The 18,825-nt window shown below is 72.8% G+C and carries 13 protein-coding genes; 6 read left to right on the top strand and 7 right to left on the bottom strand.

Annotated features, from left to right (window positions below; genetic code table 11):
• Positions 1–196 precede the first annotated feature (196 nt).
• From dxs to recQ, 3 genes are all read left to right on the top strand, one after another.
• The gene (gene dxs, locus AC07DW_RS15665) at positions 197–2,110 is read left to right on the top strand and encodes a 1-deoxy-D-xylulose-5-phosphate synthase (protein ID WP_478858199.1); all 1,914 of its coding nucleotides are present in this window, start codon (positions 197–199) and stop codon (positions 2,108–2,110) included.
• Between the two features lie 158 nt (positions 2,111–2,268).
• Positions 2,269–3,780, top strand: a complete 1,512-nt coding sequence (locus AC07DW_RS15660) for an amino acid permease (protein ID WP_478858198.1) — start codon at positions 2,269–2,271, stop codon at positions 3,778–3,780.
• Between the two features lie 87 nt (positions 3,781–3,867).
• Positions 3,868–5,721 (top strand): DNA helicase RecQ, encoded by a 1,854-nt coding sequence (recQ, locus tag AC07DW_RS15655; protein ID WP_478858197.1) that lies wholly within the window; start codon positions 3,868–3,870, stop codon positions 5,719–5,721.
• 219 nt (positions 5,722–5,940) lie between these two features.
• Here the strand turns inward: recQ and AC07DW_RS15650 are convergent, their stop codons facing one another.
• The 5 genes from AC07DW_RS15650 to AC07DW_RS15630 form a co-directional block, all read right to left on the bottom strand.
• Positions 5,941–8,070, bottom strand: coding sequence for a 3-hydroxyacyl-CoA dehydrogenase NAD-binding domain-containing protein (locus AC07DW_RS15650; RefSeq protein WP_478858196.1), 2,130 nt, complete (start codon positions 8,068–8,070; stop codon positions 5,941–5,943).
• Positions 8,067–9,287 carry a thiolase family protein gene (locus tag AC07DW_RS15645; RefSeq protein WP_478858195.1) on the bottom strand — a complete coding sequence of 407 codons (1,221 nt, stop codon included), beginning with the start codon at positions 9,285–9,287 and terminating at the stop codon, positions 8,067–8,069. Before AC07DW_RS15645 ends, AC07DW_RS15650 begins: the two co-directional genes overlap by 4 nt.
• Positions 9,288–9,594: 307 nt before the next feature.
• On the bottom strand, positions 9,595–10,890 hold the full coding sequence (locus AC07DW_RS15640) for an HRDC domain-containing protein (RefSeq protein WP_478858194.1): 1,296 nt from the start codon (positions 10,888–10,890) through the stop codon (positions 9,595–9,597).
• Between the two features lie 78 nt (positions 10,891–10,968).
• A complete protein-coding gene (locus tag AC07DW_RS15635) occupies positions 10,969–11,634 on the bottom strand; it encodes a response regulator transcription factor (protein ID WP_064068756.1) in 666 nt (221 codons plus the stop codon).
• A gap of 418 nt (positions 11,635–12,052) precedes the next feature.
• Complete coding sequence (locus AC07DW_RS15630) at positions 12,053–12,727, bottom strand: DUF3000 domain-containing protein (RefSeq protein ID WP_478858193.1); 675 nt, start codon at positions 12,725–12,727, stop codon at positions 12,053–12,055.
• Positions 12,728–12,818: 91 nt separating this feature from the next.
• On the opposite strand from AC07DW_RS15630, the gene hemE reads away from it, so the two are divergent.
• Positions 12,819–13,883 carry a uroporphyrinogen decarboxylase gene (gene hemE, locus AC07DW_RS15625; protein WP_478858192.1) on the top strand — a complete coding sequence of 355 codons (1,065 nt, stop codon included), beginning with the start codon at positions 12,819–12,821 and terminating at the stop codon, positions 13,881–13,883.
• Between the two features lie 103 nt (positions 13,884–13,986).
• Here the strand turns inward: hemE and AC07DW_RS15620 are convergent, their stop codons facing one another.
• Both AC07DW_RS15620 and AC07DW_RS15615 read right to left on the bottom strand, forming a co-directional pair.
• Positions 13,987–15,384 (bottom strand): FAD-dependent oxidoreductase, encoded by a 1,398-nt coding sequence (locus AC07DW_RS15620; RefSeq protein WP_478858191.1) that lies wholly within the window; start codon positions 15,382–15,384, stop codon positions 13,987–13,989.
• A 10-nt stretch (positions 15,385–15,394) separates the two neighbouring features.
• The gene (locus tag AC07DW_RS15615) at positions 15,395–16,312 is read right to left on the bottom strand and encodes a DUF4349 domain-containing protein (RefSeq protein ID WP_478858190.1); all 918 of its coding nucleotides are present in this window, start codon (positions 16,310–16,312) and stop codon (positions 15,395–15,397) included.
• A 125-nt stretch (positions 16,313–16,437) separates the two neighbouring features.
• Here AC07DW_RS15615 and hemG point away from each other — a divergent pair, with 125 nt between their 5' ends.
• The gene (gene hemG, locus AC07DW_RS15610; RefSeq protein ID WP_478858189.1) at positions 16,438–17,886 is read left to right on the top strand and encodes a protoporphyrinogen oxidase; all 1,449 of its coding nucleotides are present in this window, start codon (positions 16,438–16,440) and stop codon (positions 17,884–17,886) included.
• 4 nt (positions 17,887–17,890) lie between these two features.
• Positions 17,891–18,604 (top strand): hydrogen peroxide-dependent heme synthase, encoded by a 714-nt coding sequence (gene hemQ, locus AC07DW_RS15605; RefSeq protein WP_478858188.1) that lies wholly within the window; start codon positions 17,891–17,893, stop codon positions 18,602–18,604.
• The last annotated feature ends 221 nt before the right edge of the window (positions 18,605–18,825 follow it).

Raw genomic sequence — 18,825 nt, 5'->3', positions numbered from 1 at the left:
CTCGCCGAAATGTGCGCGAGAGACCCCGGACAGGGCAGGATGGGAGCAGGCCGTGCGGGCCCAGGTAAGCATCACAACTCACCCAACCCGCACGGACCTTCTCATGTCACGGGCCGGGCCGCCCCGTATTTCCCCCAAGGTCGTTAGACTCGACCAAATCGGCAGCTCGACCAGCTCAACACGCAAGGAGGCACGGGTGGCTCTGCTGACCCGTATCACGGGCCCGCGCGATCTCGACCGGCTCTCCCCGGAGCAGCTGGACCAGCTGGCTGCGGAGATCCGGTCCTTCCTGGTGGACGCCGTCTCCAAGACCGGCGGCCACCTGGGCCCCAACCTGGGCGTGGTCGAGCTGACCATCGCCCTGCACCGGGTCTTCGAGTCCCCCAAGGACAAGATCCTCTGGGACACCGGTCACCAGTCCTACGTCCACAAGCTGCTCACCGGCCGCCAGGACTTCTCCCGGCTGAAGATGAAGGGCGGCCTGTCCGGCTACCCGGCGCGTGCCGAGTCCGAGCACGACGTCATCGAGAACAGCCACGCCTCCACCGTCCTCGGCTGGGCCGACGGCCTCGCCAAGGCCAACGAGGTCCTCGACCGGGACGATCACGTGGTCGCGGTCATCGGCGACGGCGCCCTCACCGGCGGCATGGCCTGGGAGGCGCTCAACAACATCGCCGAGGCCAAGGACCGCCCGCTCGTCATCGTCGTCAACGACAACGAGCGCTCCTACGCCCCGACGATCGGCGGCCTCGCCAACCACCTCGCCACGCTCCGCACCACCGACGGCTACGAGCGCTTCCTGGCCCGTACGAAGGAGATCCTCGACCGCACGCCGGTCGTGGGCAAGCCGCTGTACGAGACGCTGCACGGCGCCAAGAAGGGCCTGAAGGACTTCATCGCGCCGCAGGGCATGTTCGAGGACCTCGGCCTGAAGTACGTCGGCCCCATCGACGGCCACGACATCGAGGCCCTGGAGTCCGCGCTGACCCGGGCCAAGCGGTTCGGCGGACCGGTGATCGTGCACTGCCTCACCGAGAAGGGCCGCGGCTACCAGCCCGCCCTCGCGGACGAGGCCGACCGCTTCCACGCCGTCGGCAAGATCCACCCCGACACCGGCCTGCCGATCTCCAGCTCCGGCGCCGACTGGACCGGCGTCTTCGCCGACGAGATGGTGAAGCTCGGTCACGAGCGCGAGGACATCGTCGCCATCACCGCGGCCATGCTCCAGCCGGTCGGCCTGGACAAGTTCGCCAAGGTCTTCCCCGACCGGGTGTACGACGTCGGCATCGCCGAGCAGCACGGCGCCGTCTCCGCGGCGGGCCTCGCCACCGGCGGGCTCCACCCGGTCTTCGCCGTCTACGCCACCTTCCTCAACCGCGCCTTCGACCAGGTCCTCATGGACGTCGCCCTGCACCGGTGCGGAGTGACGTTCGTCCTGGACCGGGCCGGCATCACCGGCACCGACGGCGCCTCCCACAACGGCATGTGGGACATGTCGATCCTCCAGGTCGTCCCCGGCCTGCGGATCGCCGCCCCGCGCGACGCCGACCAGGTCCGCGCCCAGCTGCGCGAGGCCGTCGAGGTCGACGACGCGCCGACCGTGGTGCGCTACTCCAAGGGCGCCGTCGGCCCCGCCGTCGAGGCGGTGGGCCGGATCGGCGGCATGGACGTCCTGCGCGAGCCGGACACGGACACGCCGGACGTGCTGCTGGTCTCCGTCGGCGCGCTCGCGCCCATGTGCCTGGAGATCGCCGACCTGCTCGACAAGCAGGGCATCTCCACCACCGTCGTCGACCCCCGCTGGGTCAAGCCGGTCGACGGGGCCATGGCGCCGCTCGCCGACCGCCACCGCGTCGTGGTCACCGTCGAGGACAACGGCCGCGTCGGCGGCGTCGGCTGCGCGGTCGCCCAGGCGCTGCGCGACGCCGGTGTCGACGTACCGCTGCGTGACTTCGGCATCCCGCCGCGCTTCCTCGACCACGCCTCCCGCAAGGAGGTCATGGCCGAGATCGGGCTCACCGCCCCGGACATCGCCCGCCAGGTCACCGGCCTGGTCTCCAAGCTGGACGGCCGGTACGAGCGGGCCCAGGTCGAGGCCGCCCGCGACTGACGTCGTCCGGAACACCGCGCATTGGGCCGGTCGGAGCACCCCGAGGGGTTTCCGGCCGGTCCTTTCGTGTGAATGGGCCTCCCAGGGCGGGCGCCGTCCCGCACCCCTCTCGATCATGGGCGGTAGAGGCCGATGGCTACGGAGGTACGCCGGTGAGTATGGGCCAGCAGTCACGCGACACCGGGATGTTCCGGACGAAGAGCGTCGAGCAATCGATCAGCGACACCGAGGAGCCCGAACACGCGCTGAAGAAGTCGCTGTCCGCCTGGGACCTGACGGTCTTCGGCGTCGGCGTCATCATCGGCACCGGCATCTTCGTCCTCACGGGCAAGGTGGCCAAGGAGACCGCCGGACCCGCCACCGCGCTGGCCTTCGTCACGGCGGGCATCGTCTGCGCGCTGGCGGCGCTCTGCTACGCCGAGTTCGCCTCCACGGTGCCGGTGGCCGGGTCGGCGTACACCTTCGCGTACGCCTCCCTCGGCGAGCTGCCGGCCTGGATCATCGGGTGGGACCTGGTCCTGGAGTTCGCCCTCGGCACGGCGGTCGTCGCCGTCGGCTGGTCGGGCTACGTGCGGTCGCTGATGGACAACGTCGACTGGCACCTGCCCGCCGCGCTGCAGGGGCCGGACGTCGCGGGAGGCACCTTCGACATCCTCGCCTTCCTGCTGGTCCTGGTCCTCACCGTGATCCTGGTGCTCGGCATGAAGCTCTCCGCCAACATCACGGCGCTGGTCGTGGCCATCAAGGTCACCGTCGTCATGATCGTGATCATCGCGGGGCTGTTCTTCATCGTCGGGGACAACTACTCGCCGTTCATCCCCGACGCCGTGACCCCGCCCGCCTCATCCGGCTGGGACGCCCCGCTGGTCCAGACGATCTTCGGCTACGAGCCGACGAACTTCGGCGTCATGGGCATCTTCACCGCCGCCTCCGTCGTCTTCTTCGCCTTCATCGGCTTCGACGTGGTGGCCACCGCCGCCGAGGAGACCAAGCTGCCGCAGCGCGACATGCCGCGCGGCATCCTCGGCTCCCTCCTCATCTGCACCGTGCTCTACGTCGCCGTCTCGCTCGTCGTCACCGGCATGCAGCACTACAGCAGGCTCTCGGTGAGCGCACCGCTGGCCGACGCCTTCAAGGCGACCGGGCACCCCTTCTACGCCGGCGTCATCAGTTTCGGTGCCGCCGTCGGCCTCACCACCGTCTGCCTGATCCTGCTGCTCGGCCAGACCCGGGTGTTCTTCGCGATGAGCCGTGACGGGCTGCTGCCGCGGTTCTTCTCCATCACGCACCCCAGGTTCCGCACCCCCTACCGGCCGACCATCCTCCTCGGCGTGCTCATCGCGATCATCGCCGGCTTCACCAGCATCAACGAGCTGGCGACCCTGGTGAACATCGGCACCCTCTTCGCCTTCGTCGTCGTCGCCCTGGGCGTGATCATCCTGCGCCGCACCCGCCCCGACCTGCACCGCGCGTTCCGCACCCCGTGGGTGCCGGCCATCCCGATCCTCTCGGTCGCAGCCTCGGTGTGGCTGATGCTCAACCTCCCGGGCGAGACCTGGTTCCGCTTCGCCGTCTGGATGCTGATGGGCCTCGTCGTGTACTTCGTGTACGGGCGCTCCCACAGCCGCCTGGGCCGCCGCTCGAGCCCGCTGGGCACCAAGGCTCCGTAGGGCGTACCGGACCGCCGGCACGGCGGACCGCAGGCCGCCCCGTCCGCCGTTTGGGCCGTTCGGGGCGGCCGCTCGTAGAATCGCCGGATGACCTCCCCCGGCGACGCCCCCCACGCGGACCACGAGACCGACGACGCCCTGCGGGTGCTGGGCAAGGTCTTCGGCTACGACTCCTTCCGAGGCGAGCAGCGGGAGATCATCGAGCACGTGGTGGGCGGCGGGGACGCCCTGGTCCTGATGCCGACCGGCGGCGGCAAGTCGCTGTGCTACCAGATCCCCGCCCTCGTCCGCCCGGGCGTCGGGGTCGTCGTCTCCCCGCTGATCGCCCTCATGCAGGACCAGGTCGACGCGCTGCGGGCGCTCGGGGTGCGCGCCGGGTTCCTCAACTCCACCCAGGGCCCGGACGAGCGGCGGCTGGTGGAGGCCGAGTTCGCCGCCGGTGAACTGGACCTGCTGTACCTGGCGCCGGAGCGGCTGCGGGTCGAGTCCACGCTCCAGCTGCTGCGGCGCGGGAACATCTCGTTGTTCGCCATCGACGAGGCGCACTGCGTCGCCCAGTGGGGCCACGACTTCCGGCCCGACTACCTCCAGCTGTCCACGCTCCACGAGCGGTGGCCGGACGTGCCGCGCATCGCCCTGACGGCGACCGCCACCCGCGCGACGCACGCCGAGATCGCCGCCCGGCTGAACCTCGGCGACGCCCGGCACTTCGTGGCGAGCTTCGACCGCCCCAACATCCAGTACCGCATCGCCCCCAAGAACGAGCCCAAGCGGCAGCTGCTGGAGCTGATCCGCGGCGAGCACCCGGGCGACGCGGGCATCGTGTACTGCCTCTCGCGGGCGTCCGTCGAGAAGACGGCGGCGTTCCTGGTGGAGAACGGCGTCGAGGCCGTGCCGTACCACGCGGGCCTCGACGCGGGGACCCGCGCCCGGAACCAGTCCCGGTTCCTGCGCGAGGACGGGCTGGTCGTCGTCGCGACGATCGCCTTCGGCATGGGCATCGACAAGCCCGACGTGCGCTTCGTCGCCCACCTCGACCTGCCGAAGTCGGTGGAGGGCTACTACCAGGAGACCGGCCGAGCCGGGCGCGACGGCCTGCCGTCCACGGCGTGGCTGGCGTACGGGCTCCAGGACGTCGTCCAGCAGCGCAAGATGATCGACGGCTCGGAGGGCGACGCCGAGCACCGCCGCCGCCTCGCCGCGCACCTCGACGCCATGCTCGCGCTGTGCGAGACGGTCGAGTGCCGCCGGGTGCGGCTGCTGGCGTACTTCGGTCAGGAGTCGACGGCCTGCGGCAACTGCGACACGTGCCTGTCGCCGCCGAAGTCGTGGGACGGCACGATCGCCGCGCAGAAGCTGCTGTCGACGATCGTCCGGCTGAAGCGGGAGCGGAACCAGAAGTTCGGCGCGGGCCAGATCATCGACATCCTGCTGGGCCGCAAGACGGCGAAGGTCATCCAGTTCGACCACGACGCCCTGAGCGTCTTCGGTATCGGCACCGAGCTGAACGAGTCCCAGTGGCGCGGGGTGGCCCGCCAGCTGCTCGCCCAGGGCCTTCTCGCCGTCGAGGGCGACTACGGCACGCTCGTCCTCACCGACACCTCCGCCGACGTCCTCGGCGGCCGGCGCGAGGTCCCGCTCCGCAGCGAACCGGAACGCCCCGCGCGGGCGGCCAGGTCCGGCCCCTCCGCCAAGCGCGCCGCGGTCGCCGACCTGCCCGAGGAGGCGCTGCCCGTGTTCGAGCGGCTCCGCGCCTGGCGCGCGGCGACCGCCAAGGAGCAGGGCGTCCCCGCGTACGTCATCTTCCACGACGCCACCCTCCGCGAGATCGCCGCGGCCCCGCCCGCGACCCTCGCTGAACTGGGCGGAGTGAGCGGCGTGGGCGAGAACAAGCTCGCCAAGTACGGCGAAGCCCTCCTCGCCGCCCTCGCCGACGTCTGACCGGCCCCACGCCGCCCGGGCGCCCGCGCGACCCGGCGGGCGCGGAGCCGGTGGCCGGCCCCACGGGCAGCCCCGGCACGCCCCCCGTCCCCTCTCCCGGGCCCCCAGGCAGCCGTCCCACGGGTGGCTCATCCCGCGGCGTCCCGCCGCCGCCGGAAACGGCGGACGGGCCGCGGGGGAGTCCCCGCGGCCCGTCCGTCAGGCGTGCTCGGCGATGGGTTACGCCGGGACGCTCGCCACGCCCTGCGCCAGGAAACGCTTGCCGTTCACGCGCTCCGACACGCCCTCTCGGTCCAGGTACGGCGTGATGCCGCCCAGGTGGAAGGGCCAGCCGGCGCCCGTGATGAGGCACAGGTCGATGTCCTGGGCCTCCGCGACGACGCCCTCGTCCAGCATCAGGCCGATCTCCTGCGCCACCGCGTCCAGGACGCGGTCCCGCACCTGCTGCTCGGTCAGGACGACGTCGCCCTGCTTCAGCAGCGCCGCGACCTCGGGGTCCAGCTCGGGCTTGCCCGAGTCGTAGACGTAGAAGCCGCGCTTGCCGGCCTTGACGACGGCGGCGAGGTTCGGGGAGACGGTGAAGCGGTCCGGGAAGGCGCGGTTCAGCGTTTCCGAGACGTGCAGACCGATCGCCGGGCCGACCAGCTCCAGGAGCACCAGCGGGGACATCGGCAGACCGAGCGGCTCGATGGCCTTCTCCGCGGTCTCGACCGGGGTGCCCTCGTCGATGACGTTCTGGATCTCGCCCATGAAGCGGGTGAGGATGCGGTTCACGACGAACGCCGGGGCGTCCTTCGTCAGGACGGCCGTCTTCTTCAGCTTCCGCGCGACGCCGAACGCGGTCGCCAGCGACGCGTCGTCCGTCTGCTCACCGCGGACGATCTCCAGCAGCGGGAGGATCGCGACCGGGTTGAAGAAGTGGAAGCCGACGACCCGCTCCGGGTGCTGGAGCTTCGAGGCCATCTCCGACACCGACAGCGAGGAGGTGTTGGTGGCGAGGATCGCGTGCGCCGGGGCGACCGCCTCGACCTCCGCGAACACCTTCTGCTTGACCGACATCTCCTCGAAAACGGCCTCGATGATGAAGTCCGCGTCCGCGAAGCCCTCGGCCTTGTCCAGGACGCCCGAGACCAGGCCCTTGAGGCGGTTGGCCTTGTCCTGGTTGACGCGGCCCTTGCCGAGCAGCTTGTCGATCTCGCCGTGGACGTAGCCCACGCCCTTGTCGACCCGCTCCTGGTCGATGTCCGTCAGGACGACCGGCACCTCCAGGCGGCGCAGGAACAGCAGCGCCAGCTGCGAGGCCATCAGACCGGCGCCGACGACACCGACCTTGGTGACCGGGCGGGCCAGGCTCTTGTCCGGCGCGCCGGCCGGACGCTTGGCGCGCTTCTGGACCAGGTTGAAGGCGTAGATGCCGGAGCGCAGTTCGCCGCCCATGATGAGGTCGGCCAGCGCCGTGTCCTCGGCGTCGAAGCCCTTCTGGAGGTCGCCGTCCTTGGCCGCCTCGATGATCTCCAGCGCCCGGTACGCGGCCGGGGCCGCGCCGTGCACCTTGGAGTCCGCGATGAACCGGCCGCGGGCCACGGCCGCGTCCCAGCCCTCGCCGCGGTCGACGTCGGCGCGCTCGACCACGATCTCGCCCTTGAGGACGGCCGCGGTCCACAGCAGCGACTGCTCCAGGAAGTCCGCGCCCTCGAAGATCGCGTCGGCGATCCCGAGTTCGTAGACCTGCTTGCCCTTGAGCTGCTTGTTCTGGTTGAGCGAGTTCTCGATGATCACCGATACCGCGCGGTCGGCGCCGATCAGGTTCGGCAGGATGGTGCAGCCGCCCCAGCCGGGAACCAGGCCGAGGAAGACCTCGGGCAGCGAGAACGCCGGCAGGGCCGCCGACACGGTGCGGTAGGTGCAGTGCAGACCGACCTCGACACCGCCGCCCATCGCCGCGCCGTTGTAGTACGCGAACGTCGGCACGCCCAGCGACGACAGCCGCTTGAAGACGTCGTGGCCGCCCTTGCCGATGGCGAGCGCGTCCTCGTGGCGCTTCAGCAGCTCGACGCCCTTGAGGTCGGCGCCCACGGCGAAGATGAAGGGCTTGCCGGTGATGCCGGCACCGACGATGGTGCCTTCGCCCGCCTCCTTCTCGACCTGGTCGATGGCGGTGTTGAGGTTCGCCAGCGACTGGGGGCCGAAGGTGGTCGGCTTGGTGTGGTCGAAGCCGTTGTCCAGCGTGATCAGCGCGAACCGGCCCGCCCCGAACGGCAGGTCGAAGTGCCGTACGTGGGCGGTGGTGACGACCTCATCCGGGAACAGCTCGGCCGCACCCTTCAAAAGCTCAGCGGTGGTGCTCACTTGCTGCCTCCGTCGAAGTGGGGGTTCTCCCAGATGACCGTGGCGCCCATGCCGAAGCCGACGCACATGGTGGTGAGGCCGTAACGGACCTCCGGCTGCTCCTCGAACTGCCGCGCCAGCTGCGTCATCAGACGTACGCCGGAGGAGGCGAGCGGGTGGCCGAAGGCGATGGCGCCGCCGTACTGGTTGACGCGCGCGTCGTCGTCGGCGATGCCGTAGTGGTCGAGGAAGGCCAGCACCTGGACGGCGAAGGCCTCGTTGATCTCGAAGAGGTTGATGTCCTCGATCGAGAGACCGGCCTTGGCCAGGGCCTTCTCGGTCGCCGGGATGGGGCCGTAGCCCATGACCTCCGGCTCGACGCCGGCGAAGGCGTACGAGACGAGGCGCATCTTGACCGGCAGGCCGTTCTCGCGGGCGAAGTCCTCGGACGCGATGATCGACGCGGTGGCACCGTCGTTGAGGCCCGCGGCGTTGCCGGCGGTGACGTTGCCGTGGACGCGGAACGGCGTCTTCAGGTTGGCCAGCGACTCCAGGGTCGTACCCGGGCGCATCGGCTCGTCGGCGGTGACCAGGCCCCAGCCGGTCTCGCCGGCCTCGGCGTTGGTGCGGCGCACCGAGACCGGCACCAGGTCGGCCTGGATCTTGCCGTTGGCGTACGCCTTGGCGGCCTTCTCCTGGGAGCGCACGGCGTACTCGTCGGCACGCTGCTTGGTGATGTGCGGGTAGCGGTCGTGCAGGTTCTCGGCGGTCATGCCCATGAACAGGGCGGACTCGTCGACCAGCTTCTCGCTGACGAACCGCGGGTTGGGGTCGACGCCCTCACCCATGGGGTGGCGGCCCATGTGCTCGACGCCACCGGCGATGACGGCGTCGTACGCGCCGAAGGCGATGGAACCGGCGACCGAGGTGACGGCGGTCAGCGCGCCGGCGCACATGCGGTCGATGGAGTAGCCGGGCACCGACTGCGGCAGGCCCGCCAGGATGCCGGCGGTGCGGCCGAGGGTCAATCCCTGGTCACCGGTCTGCGTGGTCGCGGCGATGGCGACCTCGTCGATCCGCGCCGGGTCCAGACCGGGGTTGCGGCGCAGCAGCTCCCGGATGGCCTTCACGACGAGATCGTCGGCGCGGGTCTCGTGGTAGATGCCCTTCGGGCCCGCCTTGCCGAACGGGGTGCGGACGCCGTCGACGAAGACGACGTCCCTGATGGTACGAGGCACGATGGCTCTCCTCCAGGGTGCGGGATGGCACTGCTGCGGGCACGCGGCTAAGCGCGCGCTTGCACGGCCCATGCTACTTGCGGGTAACCAGACTGCACAGTCCCCCCGCCCGGAGCGTCGAAGGTCACACCCGAAGCGCCCTTCCGCGGCGGGGGTGAGCCATGCCCGCACCGGCCCGAAGCGCCTCAGGGCCGACGGCACGCCCTTGGGCGCCTTCGGCGTGTACACCGGCGCGGACCGCTGCCCCGCCCCCCGAGGACACCGGAGCCCCCGGCCGCGAACGGCCGGGGGCTTTCCGGTGACGGGCTCAGTCCTTCGCCGCCGTCAGCGCCGTCAGCAGCGCCGGCGTGACCTGCTCGATCTGCCACCGCCGCGCCCCGTACCCGGCGAGCGCGCCCGCCACCGACTCGGCCGACACCTCGGCGGGCGGCTCCCAGCACACCCGGCGCACCGTGTCGGGTGTGATCAGGTTCTCCGCCGGCAGGTTCAGTGACTCGGCGAGCGCCGAGACGGCCGAGCGGGCGGCCGAGAGCCGTGCCGCGGCGGCCGGGTCCTTGTCCGCCCAGGCGCGCGGCGGGGGCGGGCCCTGCACGGCCTGGCCGGGCTGCGGCAGCTCGGCGTCCGGCAGCGCCTTGGCCCGGTCCACCGCCGCCTGCCACTGCTCCAGCTGGCGGCGGCCCATGCGGTGCCCGAAACCGGGCAGCGCGGTCAGTGCCTGCACGTTGGGCGGCAGGGCGAGGGCGGCCTCGACGATGGCGGCGTCGCTGAGCACCTTGCCGGGCGACACGTCACGCCGCTGGGCGATCCGGTCGCGGGCCGTCCACAGTTCCCGTACGACCGCCATCTGGCGGCGACGGCGGACCTTGTGCATGCCGGAGGTCCGGCGCCACGGGTCCTTGCGGGGCGGGGGCGGCGGGGCGGACGCGATCGCGGCGAACTCCTGGTGCGCCCACTCCAGCTTGCCCTGCCGGTCCAGCTCCTTCTCCAGCGCGTCCCGCAGGTCGACGAGAAGCTCGACGTCCAGCGCGGCGTACCGGAGCCAGGGCTCGGGCAGCGGGCGGGTGGACCAGTCCACCGCGGAGTGGCCCTTCTCCAGGGCGTACCCCAGCACCGACTCCACCATCGCGCCGAGGCCGACGCGCGGGAACCCCGCGAGGCGGCCGGCCAGCTCGGTGTCGAACAGCCGGGTGGGCACCATGCCTATTTCCCGCAGGCACGGCAGGTCCTGGGTGGCGGCGTGCAGGATCCACTCGGCACCGGCCAGCGCCTCGCCGAGTCCGGACAGGTCGGGGCAGCCGACCGGGTCGATCAGCGCGCTGCCCGCACCCTCGCGCCGCAGCTGCACGAGGTAGGCCCGCTGGCCGTAGCGGTACCCGGAAGCGCGCTCGGCGTCCACGGCGACAGGACCGGTGCCGCGCGCGAAGGCGGCGATCACCCCGGCGAGGGCATGCTCGTCGGCCACCACGGGCGGGATGCCCTCGCGGGGCTCCAGCAAGGGGATCGGCGTCTCGTCGGCCACGCCGTCTGCGACGCCGTCGTCCGGAGGGCCGCCCCCGGTGGTGCGCAGTGCTGTCTCTGCTGCGGTCTCTTGGGCGTCGGTCACCTGTCAAGGGTATCCGTGAACGGCAGGCGCCCGTCGACGGAACGTTCCGTCGACGGGCGCGGGGGTGGGGTGAACCGGTCAGTGGATGATTCCCGTACGAAGGGCCACGGCGACCATTCCGGCCCGGTCGCCGGTGCCGAGCTTCCGGGCGATGCGGGCCAGGTGGCTCTTGACGGTCAGTGCGGACAGGCCCATCGAGACGCCGATGGCCTTGTTGGACTGGCCTTCGGCGACCAGCCGGAGCACTTCGACCTCGCGGCCGGAGAGCTCCCGGTAGCCGCCCGGGTGGCTCGGGGCGCCCGGGGGGCGGCGGTGGCCGAGCCGCGCGGCCGCGGCGCCGATGGGGGCGGCGCCGGGACGGGTGGGGTGGCCGATGTTGGTGCGGGTGCCGGTGACGACGTAGCCCTTGACGCCCCCGGCGAGGGCGTTGCGTACGGCGCCGATGTCGTCGGCCGCCGAAAGGGCGAGCCCGTTGGGCCAGCCGGCGGCACGGGTCTCGGACAGCAGGGTGAGCCCGGAGCCATCGGGCAGGTGGACGTCGGCAACGCAGATGTCGCGCGGGCTGCCGACGCGGGGACGGGCCTCCGCGATGGACGACGCCTCGATGACGTCACGCACTCCGAGGGCCCACAGGTGGCGGGTGACGGTGGAGCGGACGCGCGGGTCGGCCACGACGACCATGGCCGTCGGCTTGTTCGGGCGGTAGGCGACCAGGCTTGCGGGCTGCTCGAGGAGAACGGACACCAGGCCTCCTGGGAAGGTGCGGGACACAGCCGGCTCGGGGAAGAAGCCGGGGCGAACCGTGTTTGAAGGGTCACAAACCTCTTCGGCAGCCCTGGCGCCCGCCTTTAGGGGAAGATCACGATTTAGTGAGTAACAATTAGGGCAATTCGGACGGGCGATCGATCATCCTACGAGCGCCCCGTCCCGCGCGGGGCGCTCGTCGTGATCGTCGGGACGCGCCCCCGGGCGCTGGTTCGGGTGGGGGAACGACACCCCGGCCCGGCACGAGGGCGTGCAGCCTACGGGATGCCGCCGCGCCCTCGGCCGGCGCGCGCCGGTGCTGCCGGCCGGTGGGCCCGGACCCCTGAGCCGCCGCGAAGAGGGACACGCGGCGGGGCTGTTCCGGGCGCGGGACGACGGAACTGTCGGGCGGCAGGCCCTACGGGTGCTGCGGGCCCCGCCGCTGGGGGAGGGACACGACGGCCGCCGAGCCCGGGTCCAGCGGCCCCGCGACGGACGGCGGAAGGCCCGCGATCTGGCAGAGCAGGTCGCACCACGCCGCCAGGTGCGCCGCCGTGTCGGGCACCCCGCCCCGGCCCTCGCGCGGCGTCCAGGACGCCCGGATCTCGATCTGCGTCGCCGGGCGGCGGTCCGCGAGTCCACCGAAGTAGTGAGACCCCGCACGGGTGACGGTGCCCGAAGCCTCCTCGAACGGCAGACCCCGCGCCTCCAGCGCGCCCGTCAGCCACGACCAGGACACCTCGGGCAGCAGCGGGTCGGCCGCCATCTCCGGCTCCAGCTCCGCGCGCACCAGCGTCACCAGCCGGAACGTGCCCTGCCACGCCTCGTGGCCGGCCGGGTCGTGCAGCAGCACCAGCCGGCCGTCCGCCAGGTCCTCGTCGTCCTCGACGACCGCCGCCTCCAGGGCGTACGCGTACGGCGCGAGCCGCTGCGGGGGCTTGGACGGATCGACCTCGATCTCCGGCCGCAACCGCGCCCCGCGCAGCCCCTCCACCGCCAGCCGGAAGGCGGGCGGGACGGACGTACCCTCCCTGTCGGTCGTTCCCTCGGCGTCGTCGGAGTGATCGGAGAACTGTCCCTGAGCCGCAGCCATGCGGGGAAGAGTAGGCGGAAGGGCGGCCCCGCGCGGGGAGAGACACCCGCAGCACGCCAGCCGCTTGGCCGTACGTGCGAAGATTCTGGGCGTGAGTGCCATTGACAGCCCTTCGGGCCAGCAGACGAAGACCTACGACTCCGCGTTCCTGAAGGCGTGCAGGCGCGAGCCCGTGCCGCACACCCCGGTGTGGTTCATGCGGCAGGCGGGACGGTCGCTGCCCGAGTACCTGAAGGTGCGCGAAGGCATTCCGATGCTGGAGTCGTGCATGCGGCCCGAGCTGGTCACGGAGATCACCCTCCAGCCGGTACGGCGGCACAAGGTCGACGCCGCGATCTTCTTCAGCGACATCGTCGTCCCCCTCAAGGCCATCGGCATCGACCTCGACATCAAGCCGGGCGTCGGCCCCGTCGTCGCCGAGCCGATCCGCCGCCGGGCGGACCTCGACCGGCTGCGCGCCCTCACTCCCGACGACGTCCGGTACGTCACCGAGGCCATCGGGATGCTCACCGGCGAGCTCGGTACCACGCCGCTCATCGGCTTCGCGGGCGCGCCCTTCACCCTGGCGAGCTACCTCGTCGAGGGCGGCCCGTCGCGCAACCACGAGCACACCAAGGCCCTCATGTACGGCGACCCCGAGCTGTGGGCCGAGTTGCTGGACCGCCTCGCCGACATCACCGCCGCGTTCCTCAAGGTGCAGATCGAGGCCGGCGCCTCCGCGGTCCAGCTCTTCGACTCCTGGGTCGGCGCCCTCGCCCCCGCCGACTACCGGCGCTCGGTCATGCCCGCCTCCGCGAAGGTGTTCCGCGCGGTCGAGGGGTACGGCGTGCCGCGCATCCACTTCGGCGTCGGGACCGGCGAGCTCCTCGGCCTCATGGGCGAGGCGGGCGCCGACGTCGTCGGTGTCGACTGGCGCGTCCCGCTGGACGAGGCTGCCCGCCGCGTCGGCCCGGGCAAGGCCCTCCAGGGCAATCTCGACCCGGCCGTCCTCTTCTCCAGCCGTGAGGCGGTCGAGACCAAGACCCGCGAGGTCCTGGACGCCGCCGCCGGGCTGGAGGGGCACGTCTTCAACCTCGGCCACGGCGTCCTGCCGACCACCGACCCGGACGCCCTGACCCGCCTGGTCGAGCACGTCCACACGCACACCGCCCGCTGACGCTTCCGCGGCCGGCCGCGGTGGTGGGCGAGGGCCCGCCCACCACCGCCCCGCCCGTCCCCGGCTCGCGCCCCCGGGCCGGTACCGCGCCGCTCCGGCCCCGTCACGCGCCGGCTTTCCGCACCGCCGCCACGGCCTTGCGGGCGGCGACCTGCACCGGGTCCCAGACCGGGGAGAACGGCGGGGCGTACCCCAGGTCCAGGGCCGCGATCTGCTCGACCGTCATCCCGGCCGTGAGCGCCACCGCCGCGATGTCCACCCGCTTCGCCGCGCCCTCGCGGCCCACGATCTGGCACCCCAGCAGCCGGCCCGTACGGCGCTCGGCGAGCATCTTGACCGTCATCGGCGCCGCCCCCGGGTAGTACCCGGCCCGGCTGGTCGACTCGACCGTCACCGTCACGAACCGCAGCCCCACCGCCGCCGCGTCCTTCTCGCGCAGCCCCGTGCGGGCGATCTCCAGCGAGCACACCTTGCTGACCGCCGTGCCGACGACGCCCGGGAACGTGCCGTACCCGCCGGCCACGTTGGAGCCGATGACCTGGCCGTGCTTGTTGGCGTGGGTGCCCAGCGGTATGTGCCGCTCACGGCCCGAGACCAGGTCCAGCACCTCGACGCAGTCGCCGCCCGCCCAGATCTCCTCGCGTCCGCGCACCCGCATCGACAGGTCGGTGAGCAGCCCGCCGTACGCGCCGAGCGGCAGCCCGGCCTCCCGCGCCAGGGTCGTCTCGGGTGCCACGCCCATACCCAGCACGACGACGTCCGCCGGGTACTCGGCGTCGTCCGTCGCCACCGCCCGCACCCGCCCGTCGTCGCCGGTCAGGAACTTGGTGACGTCCGCGCCGGCGACCGTGGTGATGCCGAGGCCGTCCATCGCCTCCCGCACCAGCCGCCCCATGTCCGGGTCCAGCGTGGACATCGGCTGCTCGCCCCGGTTGAGGACGGTCACCTCGTACCCCCGGGTGAGCAGCGCCTCCGCCATCTCCACCCCGATGTACCCGGCGCCCACCACCACCGCGCGCCGCCCCGGCGTGCCGTTCAGCCCGGTCAGCGTGTCCAGCAGGGCCTGTCCGTCGTCCAGCGTCTGCACCCCGTGCACGCCCGCCGCGTCGACACCCGGCAGCGGGGGCCGCACCGGCCGGGCGCCGGTGGCGACCACCAGCTTGTCGTAGCCCTCCCACGACTCGGCGCCCGACTCCACGTCACGTACGCGCACCCGGCCCCGGTCCACGTCGAGCCCGGTCACCTCCGTCCGCAGCCGCAGGTCGATGCCGCGCTCCCGGTGCTCCCGCGGGGTGCGGGCGACGAGCCGGTCCGGCCCGTCGACGTCGCCACCGACCCAGTAGGGGATCCCGCACGCCGAGTACGAGGTGAAGTGCCCCCGCTCGAACGCGACGATCTCCAGCTCGTCCGGGCCCTTCAGCCGGCGTGCCTGGGACGCGGCGGACATCCCGGCCGCGTCCCCACCGATGATCAACAGTCGTTCTCGTCCCAGCTGGTTCATGCGGAACACGCTACGACGAGGAGCCCTCCGCATCCGGCCGTTCCGCCGACCGCCGCCGGCCCGGCCGCCACCGGGCCGACCACCGCCACCCGGCGTACCCGGCGAGGAGCACCACCGCCCACGGTGCCACCGCCAGCAGCACGATCCCGGCCCACTTCCCGGTCGTCACCAGCGCGTTCCAGCCGCCGCTCAGCGCGTCCACGAACCCCGGGCCGCCGTCGTCCCCGTCCCCAGCGGGCTCCTCCCGCTCACTGAGGTGCAGCGTGATCGTGGCCATCGCCGTACGGTCCCTCAGCGCCGCCCGCTGGGCCAGCAGCGACTCCAGGTCCGCCTGCCGTGTGCTCAACTGCCCCTCCAGGGCCACCACGTCGCTCAGCTTCGTCGCCTCGTCCATCAGCTCCCGCACCCGGGCGACGCTCGCCCGCTGGGTGGCGATCCGGCTCTCCACGTCGACCACCTGGTCGGTGACGTCCTTGGCCCGCGCCGTGCGCGAGAGCAGCTTCCCGGCGCCCGCGAGCTCCCGCAGGGTCGCGTCGTACGCGGCCTGCGGCACGCGCAGCACGAGCTGCGAGGTCACGTGGTCGTCGTCGACGCGCCCGGTCGTCTCGTCGGCGACGTGACCGCCCGCGGCCTCCGTGACCGCACGGGCCCTCGCCAGCGCCTTCGTGGCGTCCCGGACCTCGACGGTCAGCACCGCGGTACGGATCACGTGCTGTTGCCACTGCCCCCGCGCAGGCGGCGCCGTGGCCGCCGGACTCGCCTCCGCGCCCGCCGCGGGCCCGCCCGCCGTGAACCCCTGATCCGCCTTGGCGCCGCCGGCGGCCCTGTCGCTCCCGGCGCCCCCGCCGTCGTCCGACGCGCCGCACCCGGCGAGCGCGAGCGAGGCGGTGAGCAGGACGGCCGCGAGCCCGTGACCGGATACGCGCACGATCCCCCCGATTCCCCTGCGACGGTGTGCCCGTTGGACGTACGGGGGAGCGGGCCGGTTGCCGGTCCCCGGCTCACGAACCGGTCACGGTCGGGACTCGGAACGGCGTTTGAGAGAGTGGGAACATGAACGCGGACTCAGGCGACACCTCCACAAGCGGCCACGTCGTCGTCATCGGCGGCGGCATCGCGGGCCTCGCCGCTGCCCACCGGCTGGTCACCGCCGGGCGGCGTGTGACCGTGCTGGAGGCCACCACCCGGCTCGGCGGCAAGCTCCACGCGGGCGAGATCGCGGGCGCCCCCGTCGACCTCGGCGCCGAGTCGATGCTCGCCCGCCGCCCGGAGGCGACCGACCTCGCCCGCGCCGTCGGCCTCGGCGACCGCCTCCAGCCCCCGGCCACCGCGACCGCCGCCGTCTGGACCCGCGACGCGCTCCGGCCGATGCCCAAGGGACACGTCATGGGCGTTCCCGGTGACGCGGCCGCCCTCGCCGGGCTGCTGTCCCCCGAGGGCCTCGCCCGCGTCGAGCACGAGAGGGACCTGCCGCCCGCCGACCCCGCCGCCCTCGGCGACGACATCGCCGTCGGCCGCTACGTCGCCGACCGCCTCGGCCGCGAGGTCGTCGACCGGTTGGTGGAACCGCTGCTCGGCGGGGTGTACGCGGGCGACGCCTACGCCATCTCGATGCGCGCCGCCGTACCGAAGCTCTTCGAGGCCGCCCGCGCCCACCCCACCCTCACCGGGGCCGTCCGCGCCCTCCAGCGGGCGGGCGGGCAGCAGACCGGGCCCGCCTTCATGGGCATCGCGGGTGGCATCGGCACCCTGCCCGGCGCGGTCGCCGGCGCCGTCACCGCGCGGGGCGGCGAGATCCTCACCGACACGCCCGTCCACGCCCTCACCCGGGCGGCCGCGGGAGGCTGGAACATCCGCACCGGCGGACGCGTCCTGCGCGCCGGCGCCGTGATCGTCGCGACCCCTGCCTGGTCCGCCTCCGAGCTGCTCGCCGCCGAGTCCCCGGCCGCCGCCGCCGAACTGGCCGCCGTCCAGTACGCCTCCATGGCCCTGGTCACCCTCGCCTTCCGGCGCACCGAGGCCGACGGGGCGCTGCCCGCGGGCTCCGGCTTCCTCGTCCCGCCGGTCGACGGCCGCACCATCAAGGCGTCCACCTTCTCCACGCGGAAGTGGAAGTGGACCGACGAGGGCGCGGGTGACCTCGTCGTGCTGCGCACCTCAGTCGGCCGGTACGGCGAGGAGGAGCACCTGCACCGCGACGACGCCGACCTCGTCTCCGCGTCCCTGAAGGACCTCGCCGACGCCACCGGGCTGACCGCCCGGCCCGTCGCCACCGAGGTCACCCGCTGGATCGGCGGCCTGCCCCAGTATCCGGTCGGACACCTCGCCCGGGTCGCCCGCATCCGTGCCGCCGTCGCGAAACTGCCCGGTCTGCGGGTGTGCGGAGCCGCCTACGACGGCGTGGGCATCCCCGCCACCATCGCGAGCGCACGGCGTGCGGCCGACGAGATCCTCGCCACGCCGACCCTGGCGCGAGGCACCCTGAGTGACGAGCGAGAATAGCCCTATGAGTGCGCCCGAAAAGATCCCGAACGCCGGTAAGAAGGCGAAGGACCTCAACGAGGTCATCCGCTACACCCTGTGGTCCGTCTTCAAGCTGCGCGACGTCCTGCCCGAGGACCGGGCCGGTCACGCCGACGAGGTCCAGGAGCTGTTCGACCAGCTCGCCGCCAAGGACGTCACCGTCCGCGGCACGTACGACGTGTCCGGTCTGCGCGCCGACGCCGACCTGATGATCTGGTGGCACGCCGAGACCTCGGACGCGCTCCAGGAGGCGTACAACCTCTTCCGCCGCACCCGGCTGGGCCGCGCGCTGGAGCCGGTGTGGTCGAACATGGCGCTGCACCGCCCCGCCGAGTTCAACCGGTCGCACATCCCGGCGTTCCTCGCCGACGAGACGCCGCGCGACTACGTCTCGGTGTACCCCTTCGTGCGCTCCTACGACTGGTACCTCCTGCCCGACGAGGACCGGCGCCGGATGCTCGCCGACCACGGCAAGATGGCCCGCGGCTTCCCGGACGTGCGGGCCAACACGGTCGCGTCGTTCTCGCTGGGCGACTACGAGTGGATCCTCGCCTTCGAGGCGGACGAGCTGTACCGGATCGTCGACCTGATGCGTCACCTGCGCGCCTCCGAGGCGCGGATGCACGTACGGGAAGAGGTCCCGTTCTACACCGGCCGGCGCAAGTCGGTCGCGGACCTGGTCGCCGGTCTCGCCTGAGGGCCCTGACCTGACCGACCTGGTGACGGACGGGCGCGGTGTCCATGACGCCCGCCCGCACGCCACCCACCGACCCGGAAGATCAGACGGCGGGCCCGCGCCCGCCGCTCCAGCGACACCGGGTCCGGGGGGGGGGGGGGGGGGGGGGGGGGGGGGGGGGGGGGGGGAGAGGGCGGGAGAGCGACCCCATCGTCGCGGGGGGGGGGGGGGGGGGGGCGGCG

This window comes from Streptomyces sp. NPDC045701 (assembly GCF_056432045.1).
The sequence above is the reverse complement of the archived record's forward strand: the minus strand, read 5'-3'. Positions and strand labels throughout refer to the sequence as shown.